This is a genomic window from Micromonospora sp. CA-248212 (assembly GCF_050948405.1).
Taxonomy (GTDB): Bacteria; Actinomycetota; Actinomycetes; order Mycobacteriales; family Micromonosporaceae; genus Micromonospora.
This window is the reverse complement of record NZ_CP192023.1, coordinates 3757905-3781982: the sequence shown is the minus strand read 5'-3', so window position 1 is coordinate 3781982 and position 24078 is coordinate 3757905. Positions and strand designations below refer to the sequence as shown.

General features: G+C 72.7%; 26 protein-coding genes. 21 read left to right on the top strand and 5 right to left on the bottom strand.

The window, feature by feature from the left end:
• Positions 1 to 18 precede the first annotated feature (18 nt).
• A complete protein-coding gene (locus ACQP03_RS18185) occupies positions 19 to 951 on the top strand; it encodes an HNH endonuclease (RefSeq protein WP_396833016.1) in 933 nt (310 codons plus the stop codon).
• On the opposite strand, the gene ACQP03_RS18180 is transcribed toward ACQP03_RS18185, so the two are convergent.
• Together ACQP03_RS18180 and ACQP03_RS18175 are read right to left on the bottom strand one after the other, a co-directional pair.
• A complete protein-coding gene (locus tag ACQP03_RS18180; protein WP_396833017.1) occupies positions 936 to 1217 on the bottom strand; it encodes a hypothetical protein in 282 nt (93 codons plus the stop codon). The genes ACQP03_RS18185 and ACQP03_RS18180 overlap by 16 nt on opposite strands.
• Complete coding sequence (locus ACQP03_RS18175) at positions 1214 to 1507, bottom strand: DivIVA domain-containing protein (RefSeq protein WP_433457634.1); 294 nt, start codon at positions 1505 to 1507, stop codon at positions 1214 to 1216. Before ACQP03_RS18175 ends, ACQP03_RS18180 begins: the two co-directional genes overlap by 4 nt.
• A gap of 191 nt (positions 1508 to 1698) precedes the next feature.
• Here ACQP03_RS18175 and ACQP03_RS18170 point away from each other — a divergent pair, with 191 nt between their 5' ends.
• The 3 genes from ACQP03_RS18170 to ACQP03_RS18160 all read left to right on the top strand — a co-directional run bounded on the left by ACQP03_RS18170 (position 1699) and on the right by ACQP03_RS18160 (position 3552).
• Entirely contained in the window at positions 1699 to 1938 is a 240-nt protein-coding gene (locus ACQP03_RS18170; RefSeq protein ID WP_433457632.1) for a winged helix-turn-helix domain-containing protein, read from the top strand.
• Positions 1939 to 2487: a hypothetical protein gene (locus ACQP03_RS18165; protein WP_433457630.1), complete on the top strand. Its 549-nt coding sequence runs from the start codon at positions 1939 to 1941 to the stop codon at positions 2485 to 2487.
• Positions 2488 to 2604: 117 nt separating this feature from the next.
• A complete protein-coding gene (locus ACQP03_RS18160; RefSeq protein ID WP_357118150.1) occupies positions 2605 to 3552 on the top strand; it encodes a DUF559 domain-containing protein in 948 nt (315 codons plus the stop codon).
• 75 nt (positions 3553 to 3627) lie between these two features.
• On the opposite strand, the gene ACQP03_RS18155 is transcribed toward ACQP03_RS18160, so the two are convergent.
• The 3 genes from ACQP03_RS18155 to ACQP03_RS18145 all read right to left on the bottom strand — a co-directional run bounded on the left by ACQP03_RS18155 (position 3628) and on the right by ACQP03_RS18145 (position 5443).
• Positions 3628 to 4095 carry a hypothetical protein gene (locus tag ACQP03_RS18155; protein WP_357118153.1) on the bottom strand — a complete coding sequence of 156 codons (468 nt, stop codon included), beginning with the start codon at positions 4093 to 4095 and terminating at the stop codon, positions 3628 to 3630.
• A gap of 15 nt (positions 4096 to 4110) precedes the next feature.
• The gene (locus ACQP03_RS18150; RefSeq protein WP_357118156.1) at positions 4111 to 4614 is read right to left on the bottom strand and encodes a hypothetical protein; all 504 of its coding nucleotides are present in this window, start codon (positions 4612 to 4614) and stop codon (positions 4111 to 4113) included.
• A 61-nt stretch (positions 4615 to 4675) separates the two neighbouring features.
• Positions 4676 to 5443 (bottom strand): hypothetical protein, encoded by a 768-nt coding sequence (locus tag ACQP03_RS18145; protein ID WP_357118159.1) that lies wholly within the window; start codon positions 5441 to 5443, stop codon positions 4676 to 4678.
• A 242-nt stretch (positions 5444 to 5685) separates the two neighbouring features.
• Here ACQP03_RS18145 and ACQP03_RS18140 point away from each other — a divergent pair, with 242 nt between their 5' ends.
• The 17 genes from ACQP03_RS18140 to ACQP03_RS18060 all read left to right on the top strand — a co-directional run bounded on the left by ACQP03_RS18140 (position 5686) and on the right by ACQP03_RS18060 (position 24032).
• Positions 5686 to 6123: a ribonuclease domain-containing protein gene (locus ACQP03_RS18140; protein ID WP_357397406.1), complete on the top strand. Its 438-nt coding sequence runs from the start codon at positions 5686 to 5688 to the stop codon at positions 6121 to 6123.
• A gap of 36 nt (positions 6124 to 6159) precedes the next feature.
• Positions 6160 to 6462, top strand: a complete 303-nt coding sequence (locus ACQP03_RS18135; RefSeq protein WP_357118165.1) for a barstar family protein — start codon at positions 6160 to 6162, stop codon at positions 6460 to 6462.
• A gap of 127 nt (positions 6463 to 6589) precedes the next feature.
• Positions 6590 to 7555 carry a hypothetical protein gene (locus tag ACQP03_RS18130; RefSeq protein WP_357118168.1) on the top strand — a complete coding sequence of 322 codons (966 nt, stop codon included), beginning with the start codon at positions 6590 to 6592 and terminating at the stop codon, positions 7553 to 7555.
• Positions 7556 to 7590: 35 nt separating this feature from the next.
• On the top strand, positions 7591 to 8760 hold the full coding sequence (locus ACQP03_RS18125; RefSeq protein ID WP_357118171.1) for a hypothetical protein: 1170 nt from the start codon (positions 7591 to 7593) through the stop codon (positions 8758 to 8760).
• Between the two features lie 16 nt (positions 8761 to 8776).
• A complete protein-coding gene (locus ACQP03_RS18120; RefSeq protein ID WP_355051244.1) occupies positions 8777 to 9205 on the top strand; it encodes a hypothetical protein in 429 nt (142 codons plus the stop codon).
• Positions 9206 to 9233: 28 nt separating this feature from the next.
• Complete coding sequence (locus ACQP03_RS18115; protein WP_355051243.1) at positions 9234 to 9488, top strand: hypothetical protein; 255 nt, start codon at positions 9234 to 9236, stop codon at positions 9486 to 9488.
• A gap of 2 nt (positions 9489 to 9490) precedes the next feature.
• Entirely contained in the window at positions 9491 to 12712 is a 3222-nt protein-coding gene (locus tag ACQP03_RS18110; RefSeq protein WP_433457626.1) for a hypothetical protein, read from the top strand.
• Positions 12709 to 14184, top strand: a complete 1476-nt coding sequence (locus ACQP03_RS18105) for a hypothetical protein (protein ID WP_357118176.1) — start codon at positions 12709 to 12711, stop codon at positions 14182 to 14184. The genes ACQP03_RS18110 and ACQP03_RS18105 overlap by 4 nt, the downstream gene beginning before the upstream one ends.
• A 2-nt stretch (positions 14185 to 14186) precedes the next feature.
• A complete protein-coding gene (locus ACQP03_RS18100) occupies positions 14187 to 14687 on the top strand; it encodes a hypothetical protein (protein ID WP_053659787.1) in 501 nt (166 codons plus the stop codon).
• Positions 14687 to 15334, top strand: a complete 648-nt coding sequence (locus ACQP03_RS18095) for a hypothetical protein (RefSeq protein ID WP_357118179.1) — start codon at positions 14687 to 14689, stop codon at positions 15332 to 15334. The genes ACQP03_RS18100 and ACQP03_RS18095 overlap by 1 nt, the downstream gene beginning before the upstream one ends.
• On the top strand, positions 15331 to 17358 hold the full coding sequence (locus ACQP03_RS18090) for a hypothetical protein (RefSeq protein ID WP_357118182.1): 2028 nt from the start codon (positions 15331 to 15333) through the stop codon (positions 17356 to 17358). The genes ACQP03_RS18095 and ACQP03_RS18090 overlap by 4 nt, the downstream gene beginning before the upstream one ends.
• 10 nt (positions 17359 to 17368) lie before the next feature.
• Positions 17369 to 17692 carry a hypothetical protein gene (locus ACQP03_RS18085; protein ID WP_357118185.1) on the top strand — a complete coding sequence of 108 codons (324 nt, stop codon included), beginning with the start codon at positions 17369 to 17371 and terminating at the stop codon, positions 17690 to 17692.
• A gap of 1 nt (position 17693) precedes the next feature.
• A complete protein-coding gene (locus tag ACQP03_RS18080; RefSeq protein WP_355051237.1) occupies positions 17694 to 18197 on the top strand; it encodes a hypothetical protein in 504 nt (167 codons plus the stop codon).
• Positions 18190 to 19626, top strand: a complete 1437-nt coding sequence (locus ACQP03_RS18075) for a baseplate J/gp47 family protein (protein ID WP_357118189.1) — start codon at positions 18190 to 18192, stop codon at positions 19624 to 19626. The genes ACQP03_RS18080 and ACQP03_RS18075 overlap by 8 nt, the downstream gene beginning before the upstream one ends.
• Positions 19627 to 19637: 11 nt before the next feature.
• Positions 19638 to 21983 carry a hypothetical protein gene (locus tag ACQP03_RS18070; protein WP_363660299.1) on the top strand — a complete coding sequence of 782 codons (2346 nt, stop codon included), beginning with the start codon at positions 19638 to 19640 and terminating at the stop codon, positions 21981 to 21983.
• A 13-nt stretch (positions 21984 to 21996) separates the two neighbouring features.
• Positions 21997 to 23124 (top strand): hypothetical protein, encoded by a 1128-nt coding sequence (locus ACQP03_RS18065; RefSeq protein ID WP_363660298.1) that lies wholly within the window; start codon positions 21997 to 21999, stop codon positions 23122 to 23124.
• A gap of 137 nt (positions 23125 to 23261) precedes the next feature.
• On the top strand, positions 23262 to 24032 hold the full coding sequence (locus tag ACQP03_RS18060; RefSeq protein ID WP_357169825.1) for an AfsR/SARP family transcriptional regulator: 771 nt from the start codon (positions 23262 to 23264) through the stop codon (positions 24030 to 24032).
• The last annotated feature ends 46 nt before the right edge of the window (positions 24033 to 24078 follow it).

Sequence of the window (24078 nt, the reverse complement as noted above, 5' to 3'; positions counted from 1 at the left end):
TGACGCACGCTGTTCGATGTGAAGGCGTTCGTGGGTGTGACCGACGAGAGGTGGTACCGCTATCTGGCCGAGCGGCCCGCGCTGAACGAGGTCAACTTCTGGCGGCCCTCCGGTGGCACCTTCCGCGCTCTCACGCCCGGTGAGCCCTTCTTGTTCAAGGCGCACTCTCCGCTGAACCGGGTGGTGGGCGGCGGCTTCTTCAGCGGCTTCACCCAGCTGCGGATCTCCGAGGCCTGGGACCTTTTCGGCGAAGCCAACGGCGCCTCGAGTATCGACGAGATGCGCCGCAGTGTCGGGCGTTACCGCAAGCAGGCGATCGGTGCCGGGGAGGACCCGATCATCGGCTGTATCTTTGTCCGCGACGTGACCTTCTTCCCCGACGAGTCGACCGTTGATCCACCGCCACGATTCGCGCCGAACGTCGTGCAGGGCAAGACCTACAACCTGGCCGACGCTGATGCTGCGGCGTACTTCGATCTGCTGATCCATCGTCTGATCGGGACGACGGCGGCGGTCGACCTGAGTGGTCCGTGGCACCGCCCCGGTCCCGTCTACGGCGATCCGCGGCTGGTGCCCCAACGGCTCGGGCAACAGTCGTTCAAGGCGGTGGTCCTGGGGGCCTACGGCCGGCGTTGTGCGATCACCGGCAACAGAGTCCAGCCCGTGTTGCAGGCTGCGCACATCCGTCCGCTCCCGCTCGGCGGCGAGCATCGGCTGGACAATGGCCTATTGCTCAAGTCCGACGTGCACATCCTCTTCGACCGTGGCTACCTCGGTGTCGATCCAAAGCATCGCCTACTGGTCAGTCCCCGGCTTCGCAGCGAGTTCGGCAACGGCGACCAGTTCTATGCGAAGGCTGGTGAACAGATCGCGTTGCCGGAACGACGCAGCGATCGGCCACGCGCTGACTTCCTCGAATGGCATCTCGACACCGTCTACAAGGCGGCTTGATCCGGTCTTGCCTGCGCTGAGCGCGCTCCGGTCTCATGCGATGACTCGGCCGCTGTCAGGCCGATGAGTTGAACGAAGATCTCCCGTTTGGCGGTCGCGACGCCTCGGCGGTCGATGAGGTAGCCGATCAACCAGGCCCAGCCCTGGTAGGCCGGCAGGGTGCAGACTGAGACGACGCGGAAGGTCAGGGCGCGATCCCCGGCGAACTGCACCGAGGCTCGCCCGTCGATGACGATCAGGTCTCCGGGGGAGGGGCGCGTGGTCACCAGTCGCGGACGTCGGGGTGCTGCTCGTGCGGCGGCCGGCACTCCCGCGCGTGCATGCTCTGCCAGTCCCGCAGCGCGCGCCCGAGCCGGGTGTTCTCCTGACTGAGCAGCCGTACCGTCTCGTTCAGCGTGCTCAGCTCGTCGGCCACGCGGGCCTGGAACTCGCGTACCTCATCGGGGTCGACGCCGCGCCGACGGGCGGCGAACTCGCGGGTCCGCACCTCGTACGGCGTCAGCCGGGCGGGGTAGCCGGCCGGCAGGGGTTGGCTTCCTCGATACACCTGAGCCACGACGATCCTCTCTGCGGGCAGGCGGGGTCGGGGCGGGTGCACGCACCCGCCCCGACCGAGGGGATGAGCCGCACTCGTTGCCACGCGAGGACCGGCTCGGGATCAACATATCTAGACATGCTAGATGAGTCAACGCTGCTTGTTAGGCGCGTCGCGGTGTGATCAAATCGGATTGCCACGCGAGGAGTGCCATGCGAGAAGTGCCGGATTACTGGCGCATCGCCGACGATGTGATCGCCGACGTCAGGTCGAAGAAGCTCAAGCCGGGGGACAAGTTGCCCTCGATCGCCGAACTGCGTTCCCGCTACGACGTCAGTCATGGGACCGTGCAGATGGCCTACGCCCGGTTGGAGGCGCTGCGCGCGATCCGACGGCAGCAGGGCAAGGGCGTCTTCGTGACCGACCCGAAGACCTGGATGCGGGAGCCGTAGGTGGCGTGGGACATCTCGGAACACGCCGCCTACGCGGGCGGTCTCGCCACCCGTGTGGCAGACCTGCGGCAGCGTTTTCCGGACGCACTCGTGACGTGCGACGTTGACGGAAACTTCTCCGGGCCCGAACTCATCTGCTGGAACGCACACCCTCGCAAGATCTGGGTGTGGGTGTTCGAGTCGGATGATGCTGCGGGGGCGCGGCGAGCTTCGGCCCGGCTGGAGCAGTTCATCGCGGCCCCGCACGAGCTGACCGATGTCGTGGACAAGCCGGTGGTGGCCGGCCCGAACGGCGTCTTCGACAAGGAGTCCGTCACCGCGTCCAGTTACTTCGACGTGGATGGGCGGATCGAGGTCCGGAACGGGCCCACCGACGGCATTCAGCTGTTCCGGGCCTTCGGTATCGATGACTTTGACGACATTGCCAACCGGGTCGCGATCAACCTCGTGCTCGGCGCCGCGTACAAGGCGGACCGTGACTCCCGAGGGGCGCTGGGTTTCCGGCGTGCCGGTCTCCCCGTGCACTCGCCAGGTGACGAGCGCGTTTGACAGGTCCCGCCTACCACATCGAGGCGCGGTCTGGGACGTCGTCCACAGGAGTGCGCGCTGTCCACAGGGTCGCGTGCGTGGCCGGTGTGCCGGGGCGCGGTACGGCAGGTTCGTCCCATGGACTCGCGGCTGTGCGCGCTCGTGGCTTCCGGGGGTGGGGTGTGCACCTGGCGGGAGATGGTGCGGGCGGCACCCGAGTGGACGGTTCAGGCCGCGTGCCGGGCTGGTCGGCTGGTCCGGGCGCTGCCCGGGGTCTATTTGGACGCCACCCTGCTCTCCGGGACGAGCACCGCGGAACCGCTCCTGGCCCGCGTCGAACCCGAAGTGGCGCGGCGGGCGGCTCTCGCGTACGCCGACGGTCGGGGTGCGCTCTGCCGGCTGACCGCGCTCGACGTGTGGGGCCTGCGCCGCCAGCCATCCGGCGAGCCGGTGTACGTCGACGTACCGATCGGCTCGGGTCTGCGTGGCCGGCCCGGGTTGATTCTCCGACACCGCACGGGATTCGCGGCCGAACCGCCGCAGGCGGTGGTACGAGGTGGGTTCCCCGTGACGCGACTCGACCGGACCCTGGTGGACTGTTGGCCGCTGCTGCCACCGGGCGACCGCCCCGGGCCGGTCATCCGCGCCGTCAATGACCGGATCACCACGTCACAGCGACTCGTCGCCGCCCTGGCCGAGGAGCCCCGGTTGACCGACCGCGCGGCGCTGCGTGGCCTGGTGGACCGGCTCGCCGCCGGCTGCCGTAGCCCGCTGGAGATCTGGGGCCACGATCACGTGTTCACGGGGGCGGGCATGCCGGCGTTCGTCCGCCAGGCACCGGTGCGAGTCGGCGGTCGGACCATCTACCTTGACATGCTCGCCGAGGCCGAGCGGGTCAACGTCGAGCTGGACGGTGCCACCAGCCACGGTGACCCGGCCGAACGCGAGATCGACCTCCGCCGCGACGCCCTGCTGGCAACCACGGGAATCCTCGTCGTCCGCTTCACCCACCGTCGCCTGCTGGCGAACCCCGCCGAGGTCCGTCAGCAGACCCTGGCGATCCTGGCCAGCCGCCGCCCATCCTGACGATCACTTGATGGTGACCAGTTCTCCGGCACCTCTGACAACTGGTCACCATCAAGTGATCATGAAAAAGCCGCGTCAGGGGGTTGTGGCGAAGGCTAGGGCGCCGCAGGCGGCGATCAGGAGGAACAGGGTCAGCAGGATGAGGCTCACGATCGCGCCGGGGCGTTGGATGACCGGCTTGCCGGGGTCGAGGGGCGCGGGCAGGTGCGCCGCGACGCCCGGCGTCGGCTGGGGCGGGGCGAGCCGCAGGATGCGCCGCAACCGGAAGCGGTCGAAGCCGAGGAAGATCGGAATGCCGATGATGCCGATTCCCCACCAGCCGGCCAGCAGGGTCTTGTTGGTGTGGTGGCGGTACAGCGAGAGGCCGCAGGCGCGGCACATCCAGCCGCGTTGGGAGGAGACGACGTACAGGATCACGATGCTCGTCATCGACTGGAACGAGACCCGCGCGGCGGGGTGACTGCCGCAGAACTGGCACTCCCCGTCGGCGGGTGGCCGCAGGGCAGGGGGTGGCACGGGCGCGGGAGTGGGCATTGTCGACATTGATGGCTCCGAGACTCAGGCGGCCGGCGTGGGGTAGCGGTCCCCGCCGTACTGGCGCAGCGCGGCCGCGACCTCGTCGCGCGACTGCCGGGTGTTCCGCAGGTCGGCGACGCGGTAGCCGCGCAGGCCGGTCAGCTCGACGTCGGGCGGCACCGCGCGCTGCGTCTGGTCGGCCACCCAGACGGTGAGCATGCTCGGCTTCTCCAGCTTGCCGGCGTTCGGCTTCTTCTCGATCGCCACCCGGGTCACCTCCGACCACCCGAACTCGGTGGTGTTCGGTCCCTTGGTCCAGGTGATGCCCTGCTCACCGATGCGGACGGCGAACGCCTCGCGGCTCTCCCGCACCGCGCCGAGGCCGCCGATCAGGGCCAGCGCCGCCATCGCGTACCCGACCCAGTTGCCGAAGGTGAACTCCTGGTTCATCATCGCCAGCAGTTCCGGCGAGAACAGCAGGACGACGGCGAGGACCAGCAGCGCCGGGCCCTTCGCGTACGGCTTCCAGTTGCGTTCAAGTTGCATCGTGCGTTCCTCCCCCGTGCCTTCCCTGGTGGAAGGACGGGAGGATGCTAACCAGTCGCGATCAAGTTTTGGTGACCCGGTGGTGAAGAAGGTCGCCGATCCAGCGCGCGGCCTCCCGCTGGGCGGCGAGCAGGTGCTCGCGGGCGTCCGCCATCTCCTGGTCCGCGTCCTCGTCAAGGCGGTCGCCGAGGATCGTCGCCCACCGCCGGCTCAACTCCTCGGCGTACGTCGCCCGGCGCATCTGCTCGTCGAACTGGTACTCCATCCGCACCATCGCGTCGACGTGGGGTCGTAGCGCCGGCATCATCCGCTCGTCGAGGCGTACGGCGGCGTCGGGTCGGCAGGTCACGAGGACGTCCCCGCGCCGGTAGGACCACTCCGGGTCCTCGGCGAGCGCCCGCTGCAACGCCACCTCCAGGTCGGCGGCCCGGTGCGGGGGCAGGTCCCGGGCGGCATCGGCGGCGAGCCGGGTCAGTCGCTGGACGGCGTTCGGCTGGAAGTACCCCACGTACCAGTTCAGCACCTCGGCCCGCAGGCTCGCCGGTGACGACCAGGCGAAGGTGGCGCGGACGTAGAACGAGTAGACGTACCCCTGCGCGGGCACCGCGATCAGCCGGGGCGCGTCGCGCTGCTCGACCAGCGGGCCGGGCGGAGACGGGCCGGCGCCGACGGGGGCCTCGTCCTGGAGCGCGGCCACCAGCCGGTCCCACGTGCGCGCCCACCACCGCCAGCCGCGCACGCTGCCGTTCCGGGTGATCCTCAGCGCGCGGACGACCCGCTGCCGCCACAGATCCGCGGGCCTCGGTTCCTGCTCGGGAGCGTCCGTCATGGCACCCCTTCACGGTCACGGGTCCGCGCGCCCGCAGCTCACGTTAACAACGGATGACCGAAATGCCCGCCGCCGCGCCGATGTGCGACACAATGCCGGTTGCCCGCGGTTCACCGGGCATTGTGGAGCAGTTGGGCCGGCGGGACTGTCGCCGACCGCGGGCAACGGCCAGACTGAGCGCGACCTGCCACTCACGTTGATCGATGGATCGGATGGTCTGGAGGCAGCCTGTGTCCACCCTCGTGTCCCCGCTTGCCACGCTCGGCGCGATCCGCCGGCGTACCACCACCCTCGCCCTGCTCCTCGCCCTGGTCGCCGCCGCGCTGGTCGGCCCGTCCGTGCTCACCCCACGGCTGACGGACTCCGCGTCGGCGGCGGTCTACAGCTCCTGCACCATCAGCCGCTGCGCGGACGCGCGCACCGCACGTTCCGGCTGGTCCGCCAAGGGCTTCCCGACCAGCCGCGGCTGGTACTCCTGGAGTGGCGGGCTGTCCAACTTCGCCGGTGGCCGGTTCTACAACTACGAGGGTCAACTGCCCACGAACGCCACCTACTACGAGTACGACGTGTACCCCCGCACCCAGGGCGCGGCCCGCGACGCGTACCGGATCGTGGTGAACCGCAGCACGGGCGTCACCTGGTTCTCGCCCAACCACTACACCGACTTCTACCGGCTCTGACCGACCCGGTGGCCAGCCGGTCCAGGAGGCACCCGCATGGACGACGCTGAGCAGGTTGGCGCGGTGGTACTGGCCGGGGCGGCGGCCCGCACCCGACCCGCGCTCTTCGCCGCGCTGGCCGAGGCGCTGGCCCTGCCGGCGTACCTGGGCGACACCTGGGACGCCCTCGCCGACGTGCTCCGGGACCGGCTGGACGCCGGCCCGCTGGCCCTGCTGGTCACCGACGCCGGTCAGCTCCTCGCCGACGAGCCGCCCGGCCAGCACGCGCTGCTGAGGGCCGTGCTCGACGACCTCGCCAGCACCGCCCCGCACCCGCTGCGCGTGGTCCTGCGCCCCTGAGGTCGCGATCGGTCACCGGTCGGGCTGCCGACAGTTCGGCCGGTGACCGGTGCGGTGACGGTGGCGGTGACGCTCGGGTGACGGCCCTTTCGCGATCCTCGTGCCGGACCGGGCGGTGTGCGCCGGCGTGGGCAGCGGGGAGGCCGCAGCGGTGGACTTCGTCGACGGTGTGCTGGTGCGGTTGGCCGACCCGGGCACCCGCGCCGCGCTCTTCGACGACGCCTCGCTGGCCCACCTGGTCGAGGCCGCGTACGACACCGAGGCGATGCCCGTCGCGCCCCCGTACGCGGCCGTCTTCGACGAGCTGACCCTCGGCTTCGCCGCCGCGCCGGTGACCCTCGCCGAGGGGGAGTGGCTGGGCGAGGGTGGCACGGCCCGTACCGAGCTGCGCGTGCGTCTGCACGGACTCGGCGGGTCGGCGCTGCGCATCGACGCGCTCTGGCGGGGGAGCCTCGTGGTGCGCACGAGCGCCGCCCGGGACCGGGTCGAGGACCTCGACGTGGCGACGCCGGCCTTCGACGTCGACCCGCAGATCATCGCCGACCTGGGCGCGTTGCCGGCCGATCCGACGCTGCTGGAGACCGAGCGCCGTACCCGACTGGTGGCCCGGCTGCGGGCGGGCCTGCACCAGCCCGCCGCCTTCACCGACGCGCACCTGGACCGGCTGCTCGCCGGTGTCGGCGCGGCGAACGCCGGTGACCTGGTGGACCGGATGCGCGGGCAGGCCGCCGGCGCGACCGTGCGGCTGCGCTACGCCGCGCCGCCGGCCACCCCACCCACACCCCGCCCGCTGCCGTTCGCCGCCGCCGTGCTGGTCCGCGACCAGGGTTTCTCCCTGGCCGACCTGCTCGTCGAGACGCGGCTGGTCCGTGCCCGCGCCGAGGAGCTGGGGCTGGACGTGCCCGCGCCGGAGGACGTCCGGCGGCGACACCGGGTGGTCGCCGTGTGGGTGGTGCCCGTCGAGACGTTCGACGACGACGGCTGGCCCGGCGGTGACACCGGCACCGCCGCGCAGAAGCGGGCCGACCGGTTCGCCCGTGCCGGCCAGTGGCTCGCCCGCAGCGGCATCGGGCTCGCCGCCGTCCCGACCTGAGATCAGACCAGCAGCAACTTCGTCCGGGAGGACCCGTGGCACCGACAGCAGCATTCCCGTTCATCGAGGTCCGGATCGTGCCGCCCCCGGCGCCGCTGGCCCAGCGTTCGCCGGGCGTCATCGCCGTGGTGGGCAAGACGCCGTCCACGGCCGACGGTGGGTCCGCCCCGGCCAACACACCGGTCCGGATCGAGACCCTCGACGACGCGGTGACCAACTTCGCCCGCCGACAGGCCGGCAACGTGGTCCGCAACGCCCTCTACAACTCGCTCGAACTGGCGTTCCTGCAGGACCCGCGCCCGGCCAAGGTGTACGGCGTCAAGGTCGCCGGCGACGACTACGCCGCCGCGCTCAGCGGTCTGGAGGCCGCCGACGACGTGACCATGGTGTCGCTGGCCAACGAGTCGACCGTCGGCAACCCTGCCGGCGCGGGCGCGCCCACCGGGCTGCACGCGCTCAAGGCGCACGTGGAGACGATGTCCGCTGCCGGCCAACGCCGCATCGGCTTCGCCATGGTCAACCCGGCGACGGAGAAGAGCCCCACCTACGTCACCGACATCACCACCGCCGCGAACCCGCTCAAGAGCAGCACCAGCCGGATGCTGATGATCGCCGCCCGGGGCGCGGACGGCGACGCGGCCACCGCCGCCATGGCCGCCGTGGCCGGGCTGCCGGTGCACCACAGCATCGTGCTGAAGAAGATCCGCGGGGTGGCCATCCCGGTGGCCAAGCAGTACAGCCCGGCCGAGATCAAGGGTCTCTCCGAGGCCAACCTCACCCCGATCATCGACCCCACGTTGATCACCGGCGAGAGCCTGCACTTCGCCGACGGGCGGCTCTTCACCACCGACGCGAGCCTGCTGCACGTCGACCTGGTACGCACCCTCGATCAGATCGAGTTCATGCTCCGCGCCGGACTCATCGGCCTGGTCGGCGACGCCCGCATCACCAAGCCGGGCATGACCCTGCTCAAGACCCAGGTGGACGGCATCCTCGGCCCGCTCAAGCGGCAGGCCGTGATCGACGACTACCGCATCGAGATCCCCGTGCTGGACATCCTCACCATCCCCGAGGTCGCCCGTACCGCCACCGACACGTCGATCGTCACCACCGCCCGGGCCGACCGCACCGTCGACCTCGTCGTCACCGTCACCTACGGCCCGGCCGTGAGCCGCCTGCTGGTCACGCTCGTGGCCAAGTTCTGACCGGAGGAACCAGACCATGGAGTGGAAGACCCGCCTCGCGGTGCAGTACACCAAGGGCACCGAGACGGTGTTGATCAGCCCGATCGACTCGTTCAGCCCGTCCTTCTCGCTCAACGTCGAGGCGCTGCACTCGTGCGAGGTGACCCACATGGGCGCCATCCACGCGCCCGTGTCGATGAACTTCACGATGACCGTCAAGGCGATCGGGGACGTCGCCGGCCGGCTCACCAAACTGGCCCTCGACGGCGAGCTGTTCGACATCGCGCTGCTGGAGCACACCGGCGACGACTGGGCGTTCTCGTCCTTCGTGTTGCAGGACTGCCTGATCACCAGCGCCACCCCGACCACCGCCACCATCTCCGGCGCACCGGCCGCGACGTTCAGCGGCTTCAGCCTGGCGGCCTCGGTCGACCCGAAGACCGGCGACCCGTCCGTCCTGCCGTAATTCCACCAGGATCAACCGGAGGTAACAGATGGCGACCGGAGCTGGCCGCGCCGCCCGGGTCACCCGTACCGGGCTGGCCCTGGTGCACGCGGGTGAGCTGGTGTTGCCGGCGGCCGGCAGCGAGGCCGAGGCCGAGCAGGTGGCCGAGGACGATCGCGCCGTCATCGCGTACCACTTCCCGGTGGAGATCGAGGTGGTCGCGGCCGGCGGCGCGTTCGACGCCGACGCGCTCGCGGACCTCGCGCTGGCCCGCCTCGCCGAGCACCTGGACGGGCGGTTCTGACGGTGGCCATCTCGGTGCACGTGCCGGTGCGGATCCGGCTGGACGCGCGGTCGGTGACCGAGCGGCCGGAGGCCGTCACCGACGCGCTCGCCGCCGCCCTGGCCCGCGCCCTGGAACGCTCCCGCCAGGAGGCGGTCGCGCCACACGGCGGCTACCTGGAGGTACGCACCGACGCGCCGGAGTTCCGCTGGACCGGCGCGGCCCGGGAGCACGTGACGCCGGACGAGCGGCGTGCCTTCGAGGCCCGGCTGCGCCGGCGCGTCGACGAGGTCGTCGCCGCCGCGCGGCTCGACCCGGGCCTGCCGCCCGGGGTGCCCCTGCCGCTGAGCGAACCGGCCACCGAGCTGTTCGACCCGCAGCGGATGCGCCACCTGCTCGCCGTGTACCGGGTGCCGTCCTACGACGCCGGTGGGGACGCCGCCGAGGTGCCGGTGGACGGCCCCGAGCCGCCGCGGGTGACCTACCAGTGGCTGCTGCGCCCGGCCGCCTACCTGGCCGGTCACTTCGCCGAGCTGGCCCGCGAGGCGGTACGCCAGCACGGCGGCCTCCCGTCGGGCGCCCCGCAGGGGATCATCGCCCGGGTCATCGACGTGGACGGCCGCCCGGTCTGGGCGATCATGGTGACCACCACTCCACTGTCGGTCCTGACCTTCGAGCAGTTCGGCGAGACGGTGTTCCGGGCCACCCCGCAACCCCACTTCGAGGTCGAGGCGCGGGTGCCCAGCCCGCAACCCGGGACGGTGCAGCGGCGGCCGGTCGCCGACCGCAGCGCCCTGGTCGCCATGGTGGACGAGGAGTTGAGCGGCGACATCCGGCGGCGGCTGCGGATCGCCTCGCCGCGCGGCGAGACCACCAGCGTCGAGGAGTACCAGGCGCAGATCGAGCGGGCCGTCGACGCCGAGGTGACGCGGCGGGTCGACGCGATCCTCGCGTCGGTGGGCGGGGCCACGCCGACCAGCCTGGTGGTGGTCGACATCGGCGGCGTCTCCCTGTTGCTGGTCAGCACCGAGGAGACCGACGCCACGCTGCACTTCACCGGCACGGCCAACCTGTTGCCGATCAGCGTCGAGCAGCGCCCGGCCGCCCCGCCCGATCCGAACGCGCCGTCCGGCGGCGGGGCCGGCACGGGCACCGGAGTCGGCACGGGGAACGGAGCCGGCGGCGGAGCGGGCAGCGGCCCGGGTGGCGGTGGACCGGGCGGAACCGGTTCGGGCGGCCTCGGCACGGGTAGCGGTCCCGGTGGCGGGGCCGGTGGCACCGGCGACGGTGGCACCGCCGCCCGGCGGGGCGGTTTCGTCTTCGACCCGAGCAGCCCCAGCGCACCGCCGGGCGTAGAGGGGCGGCGGTTCCCCGCCGTCGGGGCGGGGCACTCCACGATGCCCGCCTGCGCGTCGTTCAACGGGGAGCCGGAGCTGGCCGCGCTCGGCCCGGACGGCGACGAGCTGCGCCGACTGATGGACGACATCGCGTTCCGGTTGCAGATGGGCGAGCCGTGCCGTTACCCGGCGAACTTCTGCCTCCAGGCCGCCGCCGTGCTGCGCGGCCGGGCCGCCGCGATCAGCCTGCTCGTCGGCTCGGCCGAGCGGGAGGCGTTCACCCGGCCGGTGCCCGAGGGCAGCGGGCGACTCGGCCCGCTGGACTTCCGACCGGTCGCCTCGCCGGCCGTGCAGTTCCTGCGTCACCTGGCCGGCGTCGTGCCCCGCCTCGACCATCTCGCCCAACTCGTCATGCGCCGCTACCGCCAGCCCGAGCACTTCGCGCGGATCCAGGGCGGCTGGATCGACACGTCCGCGTCCTGGAACCTGCACTTCGCGCAGGCGCTCAGCCCGGCCGTGAACGCCGCGGTGGGTGAGCTGTTCGTCGTCGGCAGCCAGGCCATGCTGGTGCAACTCCTGCTCAGCTCGCGCAACGGTATCGAGGCGCGGATCGCCCGCTTCGAGGCGTACGCGCCGATCTTCGAGCGGTTGATCGTCTCCCAGCTCACCGACTACGCCGAGTTGCAGGGGCTGCGCGAGCGGCTGCGCCGCCACGAGGCCGCCCGGTGGACGCAGGAGCACACCGACGCCGGCGGCGGCGCCGTCGCCACGCTGAGCGTGCTGAACCCGTCCACCGCCTGGTACGGGGCCGCCCGCGCCATCTCCAGCGGGTTCCTCGCCGCCGAGGCGGCCCTGACCAGCCCCGGCGCGGCCGGCGAGATCGTCGAACGCGACGGCGTCACCCGCATCCGCGACTCGCACGCGGTGCTCTGGACCCTGGCCGAGATCGAACAGGCGCTGGTTATCCAGCGCGGCGAGGCCGAGGGCGTCGACCCGCTGGTCAAGCAGATCAGCGACCTGCCCGACGTGCTGGCCCGCTTCGCCGGTAACCGGTCGGCGATCCGCGACGAGCTGTGGCGGGTGTTGCAGGACATGCGACGCCACAACACCGAGATGCTCGGCCGCGCCCGCACCGACGCGCACTTCGCCTTCCGGTCCAGCCGGATCAGCGAACACATCCCGTCGGCCACCATCGCCGGCGGACGCTACGCGTTGCAGGGCATCCACCTCGTCACCCACCAGCAGCTCGGCGAGTTCTTCGGCGGCAACCCCTACTACGCCAGCGGCGTCGACAGCCTGTTCAGCACCGAGCTGGGCCGGGAGGCGCTGAGCGCCTTCGCCGTCATGGTGGGGATCATCGCGCTGTCGCTGCTCTGCCCGCCGCTGGGCTTCGTGGTCGGGGTCGCCGTCGCCGCCGTCGACGTGGCGCACGCCCACCAACGCGAGCGCCTCTACTCCTCGATGCTGGACCCGGAGCTGGTGCTCACCCGCACCGAGATCGAGGTCGAGCTGTTCGCCGCGTACCTCGGGTTGGCGATGTCGCTGATCCCGGAGGCCGGCACCATCGGTGGCGCGGCCGTGCGCGGCGGCCGGGTCGCGCTGCGCTTCGGCGTCCGCGCGGGGCTGCGTGCCGCCCGGGGGTACGTGGTACGCCGGGTCACCCGACAGATCGTCGAGGCCGCGTCCCGCGACCTGCTCCAGGGGTTCCTCACCGAGATCCTGCTCAACGAGGTGCTGGAACGCGTCGTGCAGAAGCTGATGGAGCCGATCCTCGCGTACGTGGAGCGCGAGGCGATGCTCAGCGGCGCCGTCGGCGGCCCGGAGGGCGCCCGGTTCATCCTCATGGTGCTCGACTCGCAGCCCGGCGGTGCCGCCGCCGGCCCGCGCGTGCCGGTGGTGCGGCCGTGACCGGGCCCCGCCGGTTCCGCGCCGGCCGGTTCCTCGACGCCGCCGCCGTGCACGCCGCCGCCGACGCGAACCCCCGGCTGCGGCGCTTCATGCGGACCATCGCCGAGCACAGCGAGGCCGGTGAGGTGCGCTCCCGGCGGCTACTGGAACACCTCATCCGCCGCATCGTCGACGACGTCGGCGACCTGCACCTGGGCAACGCGCTCAACCGGCTGGAACGCATCGCCGTGCTGCGGGACAACATCGCCGCGATCCTCGACCACGTGCTGGAGGGAGGCACCCTGCCCGAGGGGGTGCGGGTGGCGACCCTCGGTGAGTACTTCGACCAGCTCAGCACCGAGATGCGCGAGCTGAGCCGACCCCGCGAGGGCATCGTCGGTGACGCGCCGCTGCGGCTTGCCGACGACGCGGGCGCGTACGCCGACTCGCTGCTGCGGGAGTTCGACGGCGGCGGCGCGGCCGGCCGGCACGTCGAGCCGGCCGCGATCGTCGGTGACGCGTTCCGGGCCATGCCGGCGGACCGGCAGGCGGCGCTGCGCCGGGCCGCCGAGCTGGAACCGGCCGCGCTGTGGCGCGCGGTCGCCGCCGAGAGCGAGGCCGGCAAACGGTCCGCCGTCGCCGACCTGCAGACCCGCCTCGGCGGCCGGCTCACCCCCGACGAGCTGGCCCGGCTGCGCACCGCCGTCGACGACCTCGGCCGGGCCCGCTCGCGTGGCCTGCAGATGAGCGACGCCCGGCTCGCCGACGCCCTCGCCCGCATCGGCGATCCGGACCTGCGGGCCGTGGTGGCCGGCGGTGACGTCTGGCTCACCCAGCAGCTCGCCGTGCACAACCCGGAAGCGCTGGCCACCCTCTGGCGGCGCTTCCGCGACGGGGGCGGACGCGCCGACGACGGTCCCGGCTTCCGCGCCTACCTGCGCCACGACATGGTCACCTACGGCCGGGGCGTCCTCGGCGAGTACAGCGCGGCGTTCTCGCTGAGCAGCATCGAGCTGTTCCTCAAGGGACCGGACGCCAACGTCAAGGTCGCCGGCACCGACCTCGTCGGCATCGGGCACGACGGCTGGGTGTGGCTCCTCGACGACAAGTCGCACCGGGCCGCCAGCGTCAGCGGCGTCAGCGCGCTCACCGACAACCTCGTGGCCAACCTGCGCCGCGACGCCGCCGACTTCCGCGACGCCATCGCCCGCCTCCAGCGCGACGACCCCGGGTTCACCCCCGACCCGCGCATCCTCGACGCGATCTCCCGGATGGAGGACGCCGCCGCCGAGATCGACCGGATCAACCGGCGCGGGTCCGCGTCCACCCGGCCCGCCCGGATCAGCGCGGCCCTGGCCGAGCGCCGGCTGCGGCTGCGCGTCACCAGCGCCGCGGGCGAGGTCCGCGAGATCACCCAGGCCCTGCGCGACCTCGGCCTGGCCGTCGAACCCACCGGTACGCCGGTGCCGCTGCCACCCACCGGAGGACGCTGAGCATGGCGATCACCAGCAGCTTCATGCGGTACGGCACGGTGCCGTCGGCGATCATCAGCGACGGGGTGCTGCCCATCCCACTGTGGGCGGTCACCGCCATCTCCCTGGCCCAGACGTACCACCTGCCGCCGATCGGCTCCACCGCCCACAAGGCCATCGTGGCCACCCACGACGACACCATCACGCTCACCGGGGTGCTCGTCGGCGCGGAACGCTACGCCTGGAAGTTCGCCCTGGAGACGATGGCCGAGGCGAGCAAACGCGGCACCGCCCTCGCCGCGTACTCCGGTGGGAAGTTCGGCGGGCTGATCCTGGTCACCTCCATGACCATCCGCACCGACATGCAGGTGCAGTCGCTGACCTTCAACGCCTCGGCCGCCCGTCGCGACGTCCTGGACACCACCATCACCCTCGTCCACGTGCCCCGTCCCAGCCTGCTCGGCAAGCTGCTCGACGTGGCCAGCATCGGAGTCGGCGCGCTCGCCGACGGGTTGGGCAACTGATGCCACCATTCCCGATCGACCGCTACCTGCTGCCGGAGACACCGATCGAGGTGCCCGACGGGTTCACCGAGGTGCGCCAGGGCCTGACCGCCGGCCTCCCGCACCGCGTCGAGCTGGGCGCGGGCGTGCACGCGGTGCTGATCCTGCCCACCGGCCTGGCCCGACAGTGGCTGTCCACCGACCCACTCGCCGTGGTCAGCAGCTCCGCCGACGACCTCGCGCCCCGACCCACGCCGACGGCCACGTCCCGGCCACCGGCGCTGGTCGGTCGGGTGCCGCTGCGTCTCGTCGTCCGCCAGGGCACCCGCATCCTCGGCTCCGTGCCGCTCGCCACCGGCCTGCGCCGGGTCTGCCCGGACGCGGGCACACCGACCGCCCCCGGCGTCACCCCGGTCGTCGTCGAGGTGCTGGTGCTGGCCTGGCTGCTGCACGCCGGGACGGTCCGCGGCTCCGGCGACTACGGCTCCTACCTGACCATGGCCTGGCGGCCCGCCGACCGGGCGGTGGACCAGTTCGGGCCACCACCGATCAACGAGTTCGTCTGGCGTCGCCGGCCGCCCGCGCAGCGCGTCGAGTCCGACCTCGGTCCCGCCCGGCTGCGCTACCGCTACCTGCTCGACAAGAAGATGCGGAGGGTGCTGCGGTGACGCTCACGCCGTTCCAGACCGGCCAGGTACGCCAGGGCGCCGTCGGCAACGACGCCGGCTGGACCATCACCTTCCACCGGGAGACCCCGACCGGCATCAGCCCGGACGCCGCGCTCACCCTGTCCAGCGCCGACTACTACGCGGCCATCGACGCCGCGCTGCCCGACGGGCTGGGCCCCGGCGCGTACACGGTCACCGTGCAGGGGCTCGTCGACGAACACTTCGCCGCGCTGCGCACCGCCGAGGGGCAACCGCCGCTGGTGGCGAAGCTGCACCTGTACTGGCGCGACGCCAACACCTCCGTCGGCGCGTTCTTCACCAACCTGGTCGGCGTCAACGCCGGCCCGACCCCGGCCGAGTTGACCCAGGCGCTGGTCGCCGTCCTGCGGGTCACGAAGGTGCGCCGGCTCACCGGCGAGCGGACGTACGACACCGAGCTGACCCTCGTCGAGCAGGCGTACGCCCGGCTCGGGCAGCGGGTCGCCGAACGGTTCGAGGCGGCCACGTTCACCGCCGCGATCCGCGCCATCGGCGAGCGGACCCGGGTGGACGTGACCGGATGGGGCGCCAACCCGGACGGCACGATGACCCGCGGCGCGACCGAGGCGGCCGGCGACGAGCGGGTCGCCTTCGGGGCGGGGCTGCTCTACCGCGCCGCCCTGGAACGTCTCGGCGGCGCCTTGCAGCAGTCCCTCAACGCGTACGGGCGGGGGATGCTGCTGATCCGCGACGGCACCGTGCACGTCGGCAAGCGTCCCATCCCGTACCCGGAGGGCGAGCCGAAGCCGCTGACCCTCGCCACCGGTCTGCTGGCCTGCACCGAGAACGGCACCCAGGACACCGACCCGTACGCGGCCACCGAGACCGGCGGCACCGCCGCGCCGCGCCGCCGGGCGTGGACGCTGACCCTCAAGGGCCGCCCCGACCTGAAGCCCGGCGACCTGGTGCGCTTCGATCCGCCCCCCACCGACGAGGCCACCACGCTGGGCAGCGTCGGCGCGGCGCTGCTCGGCTCGTTCGCCGCGCCGTTCGCCCCGTCGACCGGGGAACTGGGCGCGGGGTCGAAGCTGCTCTACCTCAGCGCCGCCCGGCACACGCTGTCGCGTACCGCCGGTTTCGTCACGGTGGTGCAGGGCGTGGAGGTCGCGTCGAGCGCCCAGGCGTGGGACACCTGGAGCGACGCGTCCGGTGTGGGGACCGCCGAGCCGGCCGGCCCGGCGTCGTCGCCCGGGGTGGCCGCCGCCGAGGCGGTGCGCCGGGCCGCCCGCGCGGCCCGGGGTGAGACGCGCGGCCTGGAGATCGGCGAGGTACGCGCGGTCGCCACCAACGCCAGCGGCGCGGTCGAGCCGCCCGCCCAGACCGAGACGGTGTGGGAGGGCCTCGTTCGCCCGGACGGCCGCCCCAACGGCTCCCGCCGCCTGCCGGTACGCCGGCAGCAACCCGCTCCGCTGCCCGGGGTGACCTACCTGACCCCATTCGCCTGGGGCGGGTGCGGGCTGATCCTGCCCCGCTACCCGGGCACCCGGGTGGCGCTGGCCTACCGCAACGGCGCACCGGACGACCCGGTCGAGGTGGGCGCGCTCTGGCCCACCGGGCACGCCCCGGTCTCCGAGCCGGGGGACTGGTGGCTGTCCCTGCCGGTCGGGGTGGCCGACAGCAGCCGCTCATCCATCGCCGACACGGCAACCCCCGCCGACCACGACGGCAAGGTGGCGCACGACCTCACCGACGGCGACGGCAACCGGGTCATCGAGCTGGGCGAGCTGACCGTGCGGGTGGGTCGGGCCCAGCTCAAGGGTCGCGGCCAGCGCCCGGCGCGCGCCGACGAGGCCGACAGCATCACCATCGAGCACGCCGCCGGCGGGTCCTCGATCGTGATGAAGCAGGACGGCTCGATCACCATCACCGCCACCCAGATCGACCTGGACGCCGGCAACGGCGCGGTGAACATCAGCGGCGGCACGGTCAGCATCGCCGCCGACGACGTCGACGTCCAGGTCAGCAACGCGATGAACGTCCACTGAGGAGAGCGACATGGTATTCGTGCTCACCACGTCGAGCGACGTGCACTGCCCCAACCAGGGGAAGGTCTCTCCGACCGGGCAGGGCAAGCTGACCGTCGACCACAAGCCGGTGGTCCGCCTCGACGGCGTCAACGGCAAGTCGGTGGCCGGCTGCACCATCACCACCAGCAACTCCACCAAGCAGTGCAGCACGGTGACGTCCGCGACCGGGGCGGCCGGCAAGCTCACGGTCGGCGGGGCCGGGGTGGCGCTGGACTCGCTCAGCGGCGCCACCGACGGCTCCAGCCCCGGACTGTCCGCCAGCGCCGGGCAGAGCAAGCTGAAGGCGGCCTGAGGTGGACCGCACCGAGCGCGAACGGCAGGCCGCCCAGCGCCGCTACCTCGGCTGGGGCCTCGCCTTCGAACCCACCATGCCCGGCGTCGACCTGGCCCGGGACATCGTCTTCGACGACGGACCGAACGGCCGGACGTTGGCGCTGGTCGAGGGCACCGGCAACGTGGCGCAGAGCCTCGCGGTGGCGCTGACCACGCTGCGCGGCTCGAACGTCTTCGACGCGACGTTCGGCTTCGACGGGCTCAACGCCCTCGCCGAGCAGATCGAGCCGAACCTCATCCGCGAGCAGGTCCGCATCGGCATCATCACCCTGCTCGACCGCGATCCGCGGGTCCGCAAGATCGTCGACGTGAACCTCGACGACGGCCGGCTCGGCGCGGGCCGTGCCGACGACGCGTCGGCCGCCGCGCTGCGCGCCTCGCGCACCCTCCAGGTCCAGGTCCAGTTCGAAACCATCACCGACGACCGGCTCTCGGTGCGCCTCGGGGAGCTGCCAAGTGTCTGACCCGACCCTCCCGGCCGAGCTGGCCGACGTCCTCGCCGTCGACGCCGCCGCGCTGCGGGCCACCGGCTCGACGGGCTTCGGCATCGTCGAGACCGGCTTCGTGCCCAAGTCCTTCGCCCGGCTGCTCGCCGAGAAGCTGGCCACCGCCCGGCTGCTCTTCGGCGAGGACGTCGACCTGACCAGCGGCGCGGTGCTGCGCAAGGTCCTCGAACTCGCCGCCCTGGAGGACGCCCGGATGTGGGCCGCGCTCGGCGCGGTCTACGACAACTCCTTCGTGGTGTCCGCGACCGCCGACGCGCTGACCCGCCTCGGCGAGGAACTCGGCATACCCCGGCCGTACCTGCCGGCCCGGGGGACGGTGAAGCTCAAGCTCAAGGCCGCGCTGCCGACCGGCCACCCACAGCTCACGCTGCCCCGGGGCGCCCGACTGTCCACAGCCGGCGGGCACCACGTGGCCCTGGACGAGACAGTGGTGCTCTCCGCCGCCGTCGGTGAGCGCGAACCGGCCGTCGCCGCCTTCTATCCCGGCCCCGCGCACAACCTCGACCCCACCCAGCCGCAGCAGAAGATCGACCGCTGGAACCGCGCCGACACCCTGCTGGCCGACCTGGACGACGCCGAGCAGGCCGCCGGCAAGGAGCTGGTCGAGATCACCCACACCGTCGCGCTCACCGGCGGCGAACAGCAGGTCTCCGACGCCCGCTACCGGCAACTGCTGCTGGCCGCGCCCCGCTCCATCTGGACGGCCGAGGCGATCGGCCTCGCGGTGGCCACCGTGCCCGGCGTACGCCAGGTGCAGGTCTTCGACGGCCGGGGCGGACTGGACCTCAACCAGTCCATCTTCGGCAACTTCAACTTCATCGAGCGGGTCTTCAGCACCGAACGCGACCTGGGCAACCCGTACTACGTCACGGTGCTCGTCGCGCCGACCGCCGCCGCCATCTGGGACGGGCCGGACGGCCTGCACGCCGCCGTCGAGTCGGTCATCGAGGACCTGCGCCCGGTGGGCATCTTCGCCTCGGTGGACCGGGCCGACGAGGTCGGCATCGGCGTCGAGGCGGACCTGGTGATCCGGGGCCTGCCGCTGCCCACCGGCTCGAAGGAGACGATCAACGCCTCCACGGCCGCCACCGAGCTGCGCGCCCGGCTGCACGCCCGGCTGCGCCGGTACGTCGACGAACTGCCCTTCGGCGAGCCGGTCCGGGCCGCCGAGGTGATCTGGACGCTGATGAACGAGCCGGGCGTCGCCGACGTGCGCAACCTGCGGCTGGTCCGCTTCCCGGCCGACTCGGCGGTGGTGGTGACCGGCAGCGCGCCCACCGGCGACGGGGTGCAGCGGCTGCCGGTCGGCGACAACGCGGTGCTCGCCGCCAACCAGGTGCCCGTCTACGTCGACCGGGACGACCCCCGGCCGTTCCGGATCGTCTGAGCGGGGGCGCGATGACCGACATCCGGGTACCCGTGGACGGCGTCGACCCGTCCGTCGAACGCAACCTGATCGACCAGTTGGAAGGCCCCTACCCGGGAACCGTCCGGCGGGTCGTGGTGCCGCTCGCCACCACCGGTGCCGCCGCCGTGGACTGGACCAGTCGGCATCCGCTGCTCACCGTCGTGCTGCGCCGCGACCTGGCCGAGGAGACCGTCCGGGTGACGGTCACCGTCGACCCGGGCGGCGCGGGGCAGCGGGTACTGCCGCCGGTGGTGTTCGCGCCCTGGTCCGCGGAGGGCGCGTCGGTGCCGGCGTACGTGCCGGACACCGCCGACGAGCCGCTGGTCGCGCCGTTCGCGGTCGCCGTGTCGGCCGAGCGGGCCGTCGAGGGCACGGCCGCCTTGGCGCTTACCGGCACCGCGCTCCCCGCCCTCGTCGAGCTGGCCGTGGTCGAGGGCAACCTGGGTCGCCTGCTCTACCTGGTGTCGTACGAGAAGCACCGGCTGCGTCGGGCGGCCCGGGAGGTGCACGCGTACCGGACCCTGGCGCACGCCCGGCGCGACGCGCTGGACCGGATCGGCGCGGACGTCGGGGTGGCCCGCTTCGTCGACGAGCTGGTGCACGAGCCGACAAACGGCGAGGTGTACGCCCGACGCCTGCCCCCACCGGCCCGCGAGCCGGACGACGCGTACGCCCACCGGCTCGGGCTGTACCGGCGGTTCCTGCTGCCCACCCCGGGCGCGGTACGCCGGCTGCTCAACGGCCCCGGCGCGGACACCGACCCGAACACGGGCCTCTTCGCCGACCTGCCCGGCGGGGCGCGCTTCACGCTGCGCGAGGACGACGACCAGTTCGCGGTGGCGGTCCGGCTGGTCGCCGTCGGCGACCCGCAGCACCGCACCAACTTCCTCGCCCAACTGCGCCGCGACCGCCTGGTGTTGCCCGCCAACACCCCGCCGAACAACACCGTCCACGCCGGTCGGGCGTTGCCGGCCAGCCGCCTCGCCGAGGTCACGGCGCTGCGGGCGAGCCTGCGTCAGTCGTACACCTTCGACAGCTCGCACGGCATCGCGCCGCCGCTGGCGACCGCCCTGGACCGTGCGGGGCGGGTGTGCCGGGCGCTCGGCTCGACGATCGTGTGGCAGGTCAGCCGCGCCCAGGACGACGCCGGTGGGAGCCGCTACGAGTTGGGTCTCGGCGTCGACGTGAGTTGGCCGACCCCGGCGCAGGCCACCGACCTGCGTAACCGGGTGCTGGACACCGGCCGGACGGTGACCGCCGACCGGACCGCCGAGGCGCTCATCGTCGCCGCCCGCGCCGCCGGCGTGCCGACCGTCTCGGCCGACGGCGAGCTGGCCTGGCTGTGGCGGGTCTGCGGGTTGCCGACGACGCACCGGGTCAGCACCACCGTGATGTACCTGTCGCACCTGCCCACCCGGGGGCTCGCGGTGACCGCGCCGCTGACCGCCCCGGTGGGCGTCGACGCGCCGGTCGAGGCGCAGTTCCACGCGCCGGGCGACCCGGGTGGCAACGCCCTGCTGCTGGCCGGTCTGGCCGCGGCACGCACGGCCTGGGTGGCTGCCGGGGAGACGGCGTGGTCGCCGTTGACCGACGCCGCGGCCCGCACCCGGTGGGCGGCCGTGCCGACCCGACCCGCCGGGCAGCCGGTCGACGCGGTCCTCGCCGCCGCCGGCCTACCCGCGGTACGCGACCCGGTGCCCGTGGTGGCCGCGCTGAACCGCCTCCCCGACGAGCTGGTGGAGACCATCGAACTGCCGGCCGCGCTGGCGTCCGCGCTGATCGCCGGCCAACCGGCCGCCGCCGACCGGCTGGCCCGGCTGGTGGGGCTGCTGCGCGACCAGCACCTCGCCGCCGTGCTTCCGCTCGTCGAGACGGGCAACCGGGTGCTGCTGGTGTGCGGCGTCATCGGCCTGCCGCAGGCCGGGGTGAACCTGAGCGAGCGCCGGGCCACCGGGTTCCGCTGGTACACGGTGGGACTCGGCGGCGGCACGGCGGAGATCAAGGCGGTCGGCGCGCGGACCGCGCTGCGCCCCACCCACGCCGGCCTGGTCGCCGTGGTGGCGCTCTCCTACGTGCGGACCGGCCGGACCGATCCGTACGAGTTCCGGGTCGAGCTGCCCGACGGGGTGACGTTGACCCTGGAGCAGTACGAGCGGCTGATGAACACCCTGACGAGGATCTGCCCGCTCGGGGTGGAGATCAACACCTTCGGCATTCGCCGTGACCACGTCGACCTCGACGACGACGGGACGGCCGAGCCGCTGCGCCCGGCCGTCGCCCGGACCTTCCGCACCTTCCAGCAGCGCCGGCACCGCGGCGTGTACGACCAGCTCTGAGAGGGACACCACGATGGCGAACGAGATCAACTACGACGGGGTGACCGTCACCGAGCTGTACGAGGCGTTCACCAGGAACGGCATCCCGGCCTCGGACGCCAGCGTGCTGGTCTCCTCCTGGATCTACGAGAACGTCGGCACCGCGAAGCGGGTGTTCAGCTACGCCGAGTCGTTCCCGGCGGTGGAGCCGGGCTGCGCCCCACCACCGTTCGCCCGCACGTTCGCGCACACCGACTGGGTGGACGGCGAGGACGTCGTGCAGGCCGGCCAGACACCGGGGGAGCAGGGCTTCAACGAGCGCTTCCACCGCATCGAGCACGACCTGGACCACCTCGGCACCGACCTGGCCAAGGCGTTCACCTGCATGGCGGCGATGCGGGTGAGCCTGCGCCGGCTGCTCGACGAGATCCGCGCCGAGATCAACCGGCTGCACTCGACGGTGCACGAGAACAAGATCGTGCCCGGCCCGTACACCTTCGAGCAGATCCCCAACTACATCGGCGCGTTGGACTTCGGCAAGTACATGGGCACCACGATGTTCATGGACAAGAAGGTCAGCATCTGGCAGACCAAGGCCGGCACGATCGTGCTGCCCGCCGTGGAGACCCTCGGCGTGGACGTGGTGGTCGGTCCGAAGGTGCGCGGCGCCGCCCAGGTCGCCCGCTACGCCGTCGAGCACGGTGACGTGCGGCAGCGCTTCCCGCGCGAGGTGAAGGTGGTCGAGTTCATCCGCTTCTTCGGCGAGGACGAGGTGGCCGATGGCCGGAGCATCCGCGACGTGCTCAAGGTGCTGCCGGCCGACAGCAGCTACCCGAGCCTGGACGCGATGATCGCCGAGGTCAGCGAGCGCGAGGCCGTCATGGTCCGGACCACCGTCGGGGCCCAGTCGGCGGTCTCCGCGGCCCTCGGCGTCGACGCGGGGCTGGAGAACGTCGCGGACGCCGACATCGCGATGCTCGCCGGGGTGCCGACCAAGGCCCGCGCCGCGCTGGCCCGCGCCGGGATCAGCACGCTGGGCAAGCTCGCCGAGGCGCCGGCCGAGCGGGTGCTCGGCATCATGAAGGAGGCCGGGGTACGCGCCGAGGCCGGCGACGCCGCCGAGTGGACCGGGTACGCCCAGACGCTGAGCAAGCTGCGCTGAACGGCCGGCGACGACTCCGGCGAACGGTTGATCCGCGCCGTTCGCCGGGTCGGTGTGACGACACTGCGCTGGCGTACCGACCCTCCACACCCGACCGTGAGAATCCCACGGGGCGATCGGGCACGAAGGGCGCGCGGATGGCAGTTCACGAGGCGAGGTACGACCTGCGCTCCGGGGCGCCGGAGACCGGGGCGGTGCGACCGAGTCGGTACGCGTTGCGGCTGCTCGGCGGCTTCGCGCTGGAACGCGACGGCCGGTCCGTGGTGGTGCCGCAGGGGGCCCGGCGGCTGCTCGCCTACCTCGGCGTACGCCAGCGGTGTGCCCGCTCGGAGGCTGCTGGGACGCTCTGGCCCGCCTCCCACGAGGATCGGGCGCGGGCCAACCTGCGCACGATGCTGTGGCGGCTGCACCGGGTGACGCCCGAGCCCTTGGTCGAGGAGGACGACGGGCTGGCCCTGGCCGCCGACGTCACGAGTGACGTGGCCGCCCTGAGTACGGCGGCGGCCGTCCTGCTGGCCGGCGGCTCACCCGTGGGCACCGTGCCGGCGTTGGCGACCGGCGAGCTGTTGCCTGGCTGGTACGACGACTGGGTTCTGACGGAGCGGGAACGGCTGCGCCAGACCCGGCTGTACGCGCTGGAAGCTCTCGCCGAACGCCTCACCGCCCAGGGACGCTTCAGTGAGGCGGTGCAGGTGGCGTTGACCGCCGTGCACCTGGAGCCGCTGCGGGAGAGCGCCACCCGCGCGCTGATCGCGGTGCACCTGGCCGAAAGCAACATCAACGAGGCGGTGCGACGGTTCGAGCTGTTCCGCGCCGACCTGGGCCGGGAGTTGGGCGTCGCTCCGACACCCTGGCTGGAGCGTCTGGTGCAGGCTGGCCGCTCCGGCGCCGCGGTCCCGTATCCCTGAGCAACCGCACCACCCATACCGACAACGCGCCCGCGCGTGTCCCGCC

Coding starts and splice junctions, on each gene's coding strand:
- ACQP03_RS18135 (WP_357118165.1), top strand. CDS start 6,160: ATGGACGACGCTGAGCAGGTTGGCGCGGTGGTACTGGCCGGGGCGGCG.
- ACQP03_RS18070 (WP_363660299.1), top strand. CDS start 19,638: ATGACCGACATCCGGGTACCCGTGGACGGCGTCGACCCGTCCGTCGAA.
- ACQP03_RS18155 (WP_357118153.1), bottom strand. CDS start 4,095: ATGTCGACAATGCCCACTCCCGCGCCCGTGCCACCCCCTGCCCTGCGG.
- ACQP03_RS18095 (WP_357118179.1), top strand. CDS start 14,687: ATGCCACCATTCCCGATCGACCGCTACCTGCTGCCGGAGACACCGATC.
- ACQP03_RS18120 (WP_355051244.1), top strand. CDS start 8,777: ATGGAGTGGAAGACCCGCCTCGCGGTGCAGTACACCAAGGGCACCGAG.
- ACQP03_RS18115 (WP_355051243.1), top strand. CDS start 9,234: ATGGCGACCGGAGCTGGCCGCGCCGCCCGGGTCACCCGTACCGGGCTG.
- ACQP03_RS18160 (WP_357118150.1), top strand. CDS start 2,605: ATGGACTCGCGGCTGTGCGCGCTCGTGGCTTCCGGGGGTGGGGTGTGC.
- ACQP03_RS18060 (WP_357169825.1), top strand. CDS start 23,262: ATGGCAGTTCACGAGGCGAGGTACGACCTGCGCTCCGGGGCGCCGGAG.
- ACQP03_RS18065 (WP_363660298.1), top strand. CDS start 21,997: ATGGCGAACGAGATCAACTACGACGGGGTGACCGTCACCGAGCTGTAC.
- ACQP03_RS18150 (WP_357118156.1), bottom strand. CDS start 4,614: ATGCAACTTGAACGCAACTGGAAGCCGTACGCGAAGGGCCCGGCGCTG.
- ACQP03_RS18170 (WP_433457632.1), top strand. CDS start 1,699: ATGCGAGAAGTGCCGGATTACTGGCGCATCGCCGACGATGTGATCGCC.
- ACQP03_RS18145 (WP_357118159.1), bottom strand. CDS start 5,443: ATGACGGACGCTCCCGAGCAGGAACCGAGGCCCGCGGATCTGTGGCGG.
- ACQP03_RS18085 (WP_357118185.1), top strand. CDS start 17,369: ATGGTATTCGTGCTCACCACGTCGAGCGACGTGCACTGCCCCAACCAG.
- ACQP03_RS18100 (WP_053659787.1), top strand. CDS start 14,187: ATGGCGATCACCAGCAGCTTCATGCGGTACGGCACGGTGCCGTCGGCG.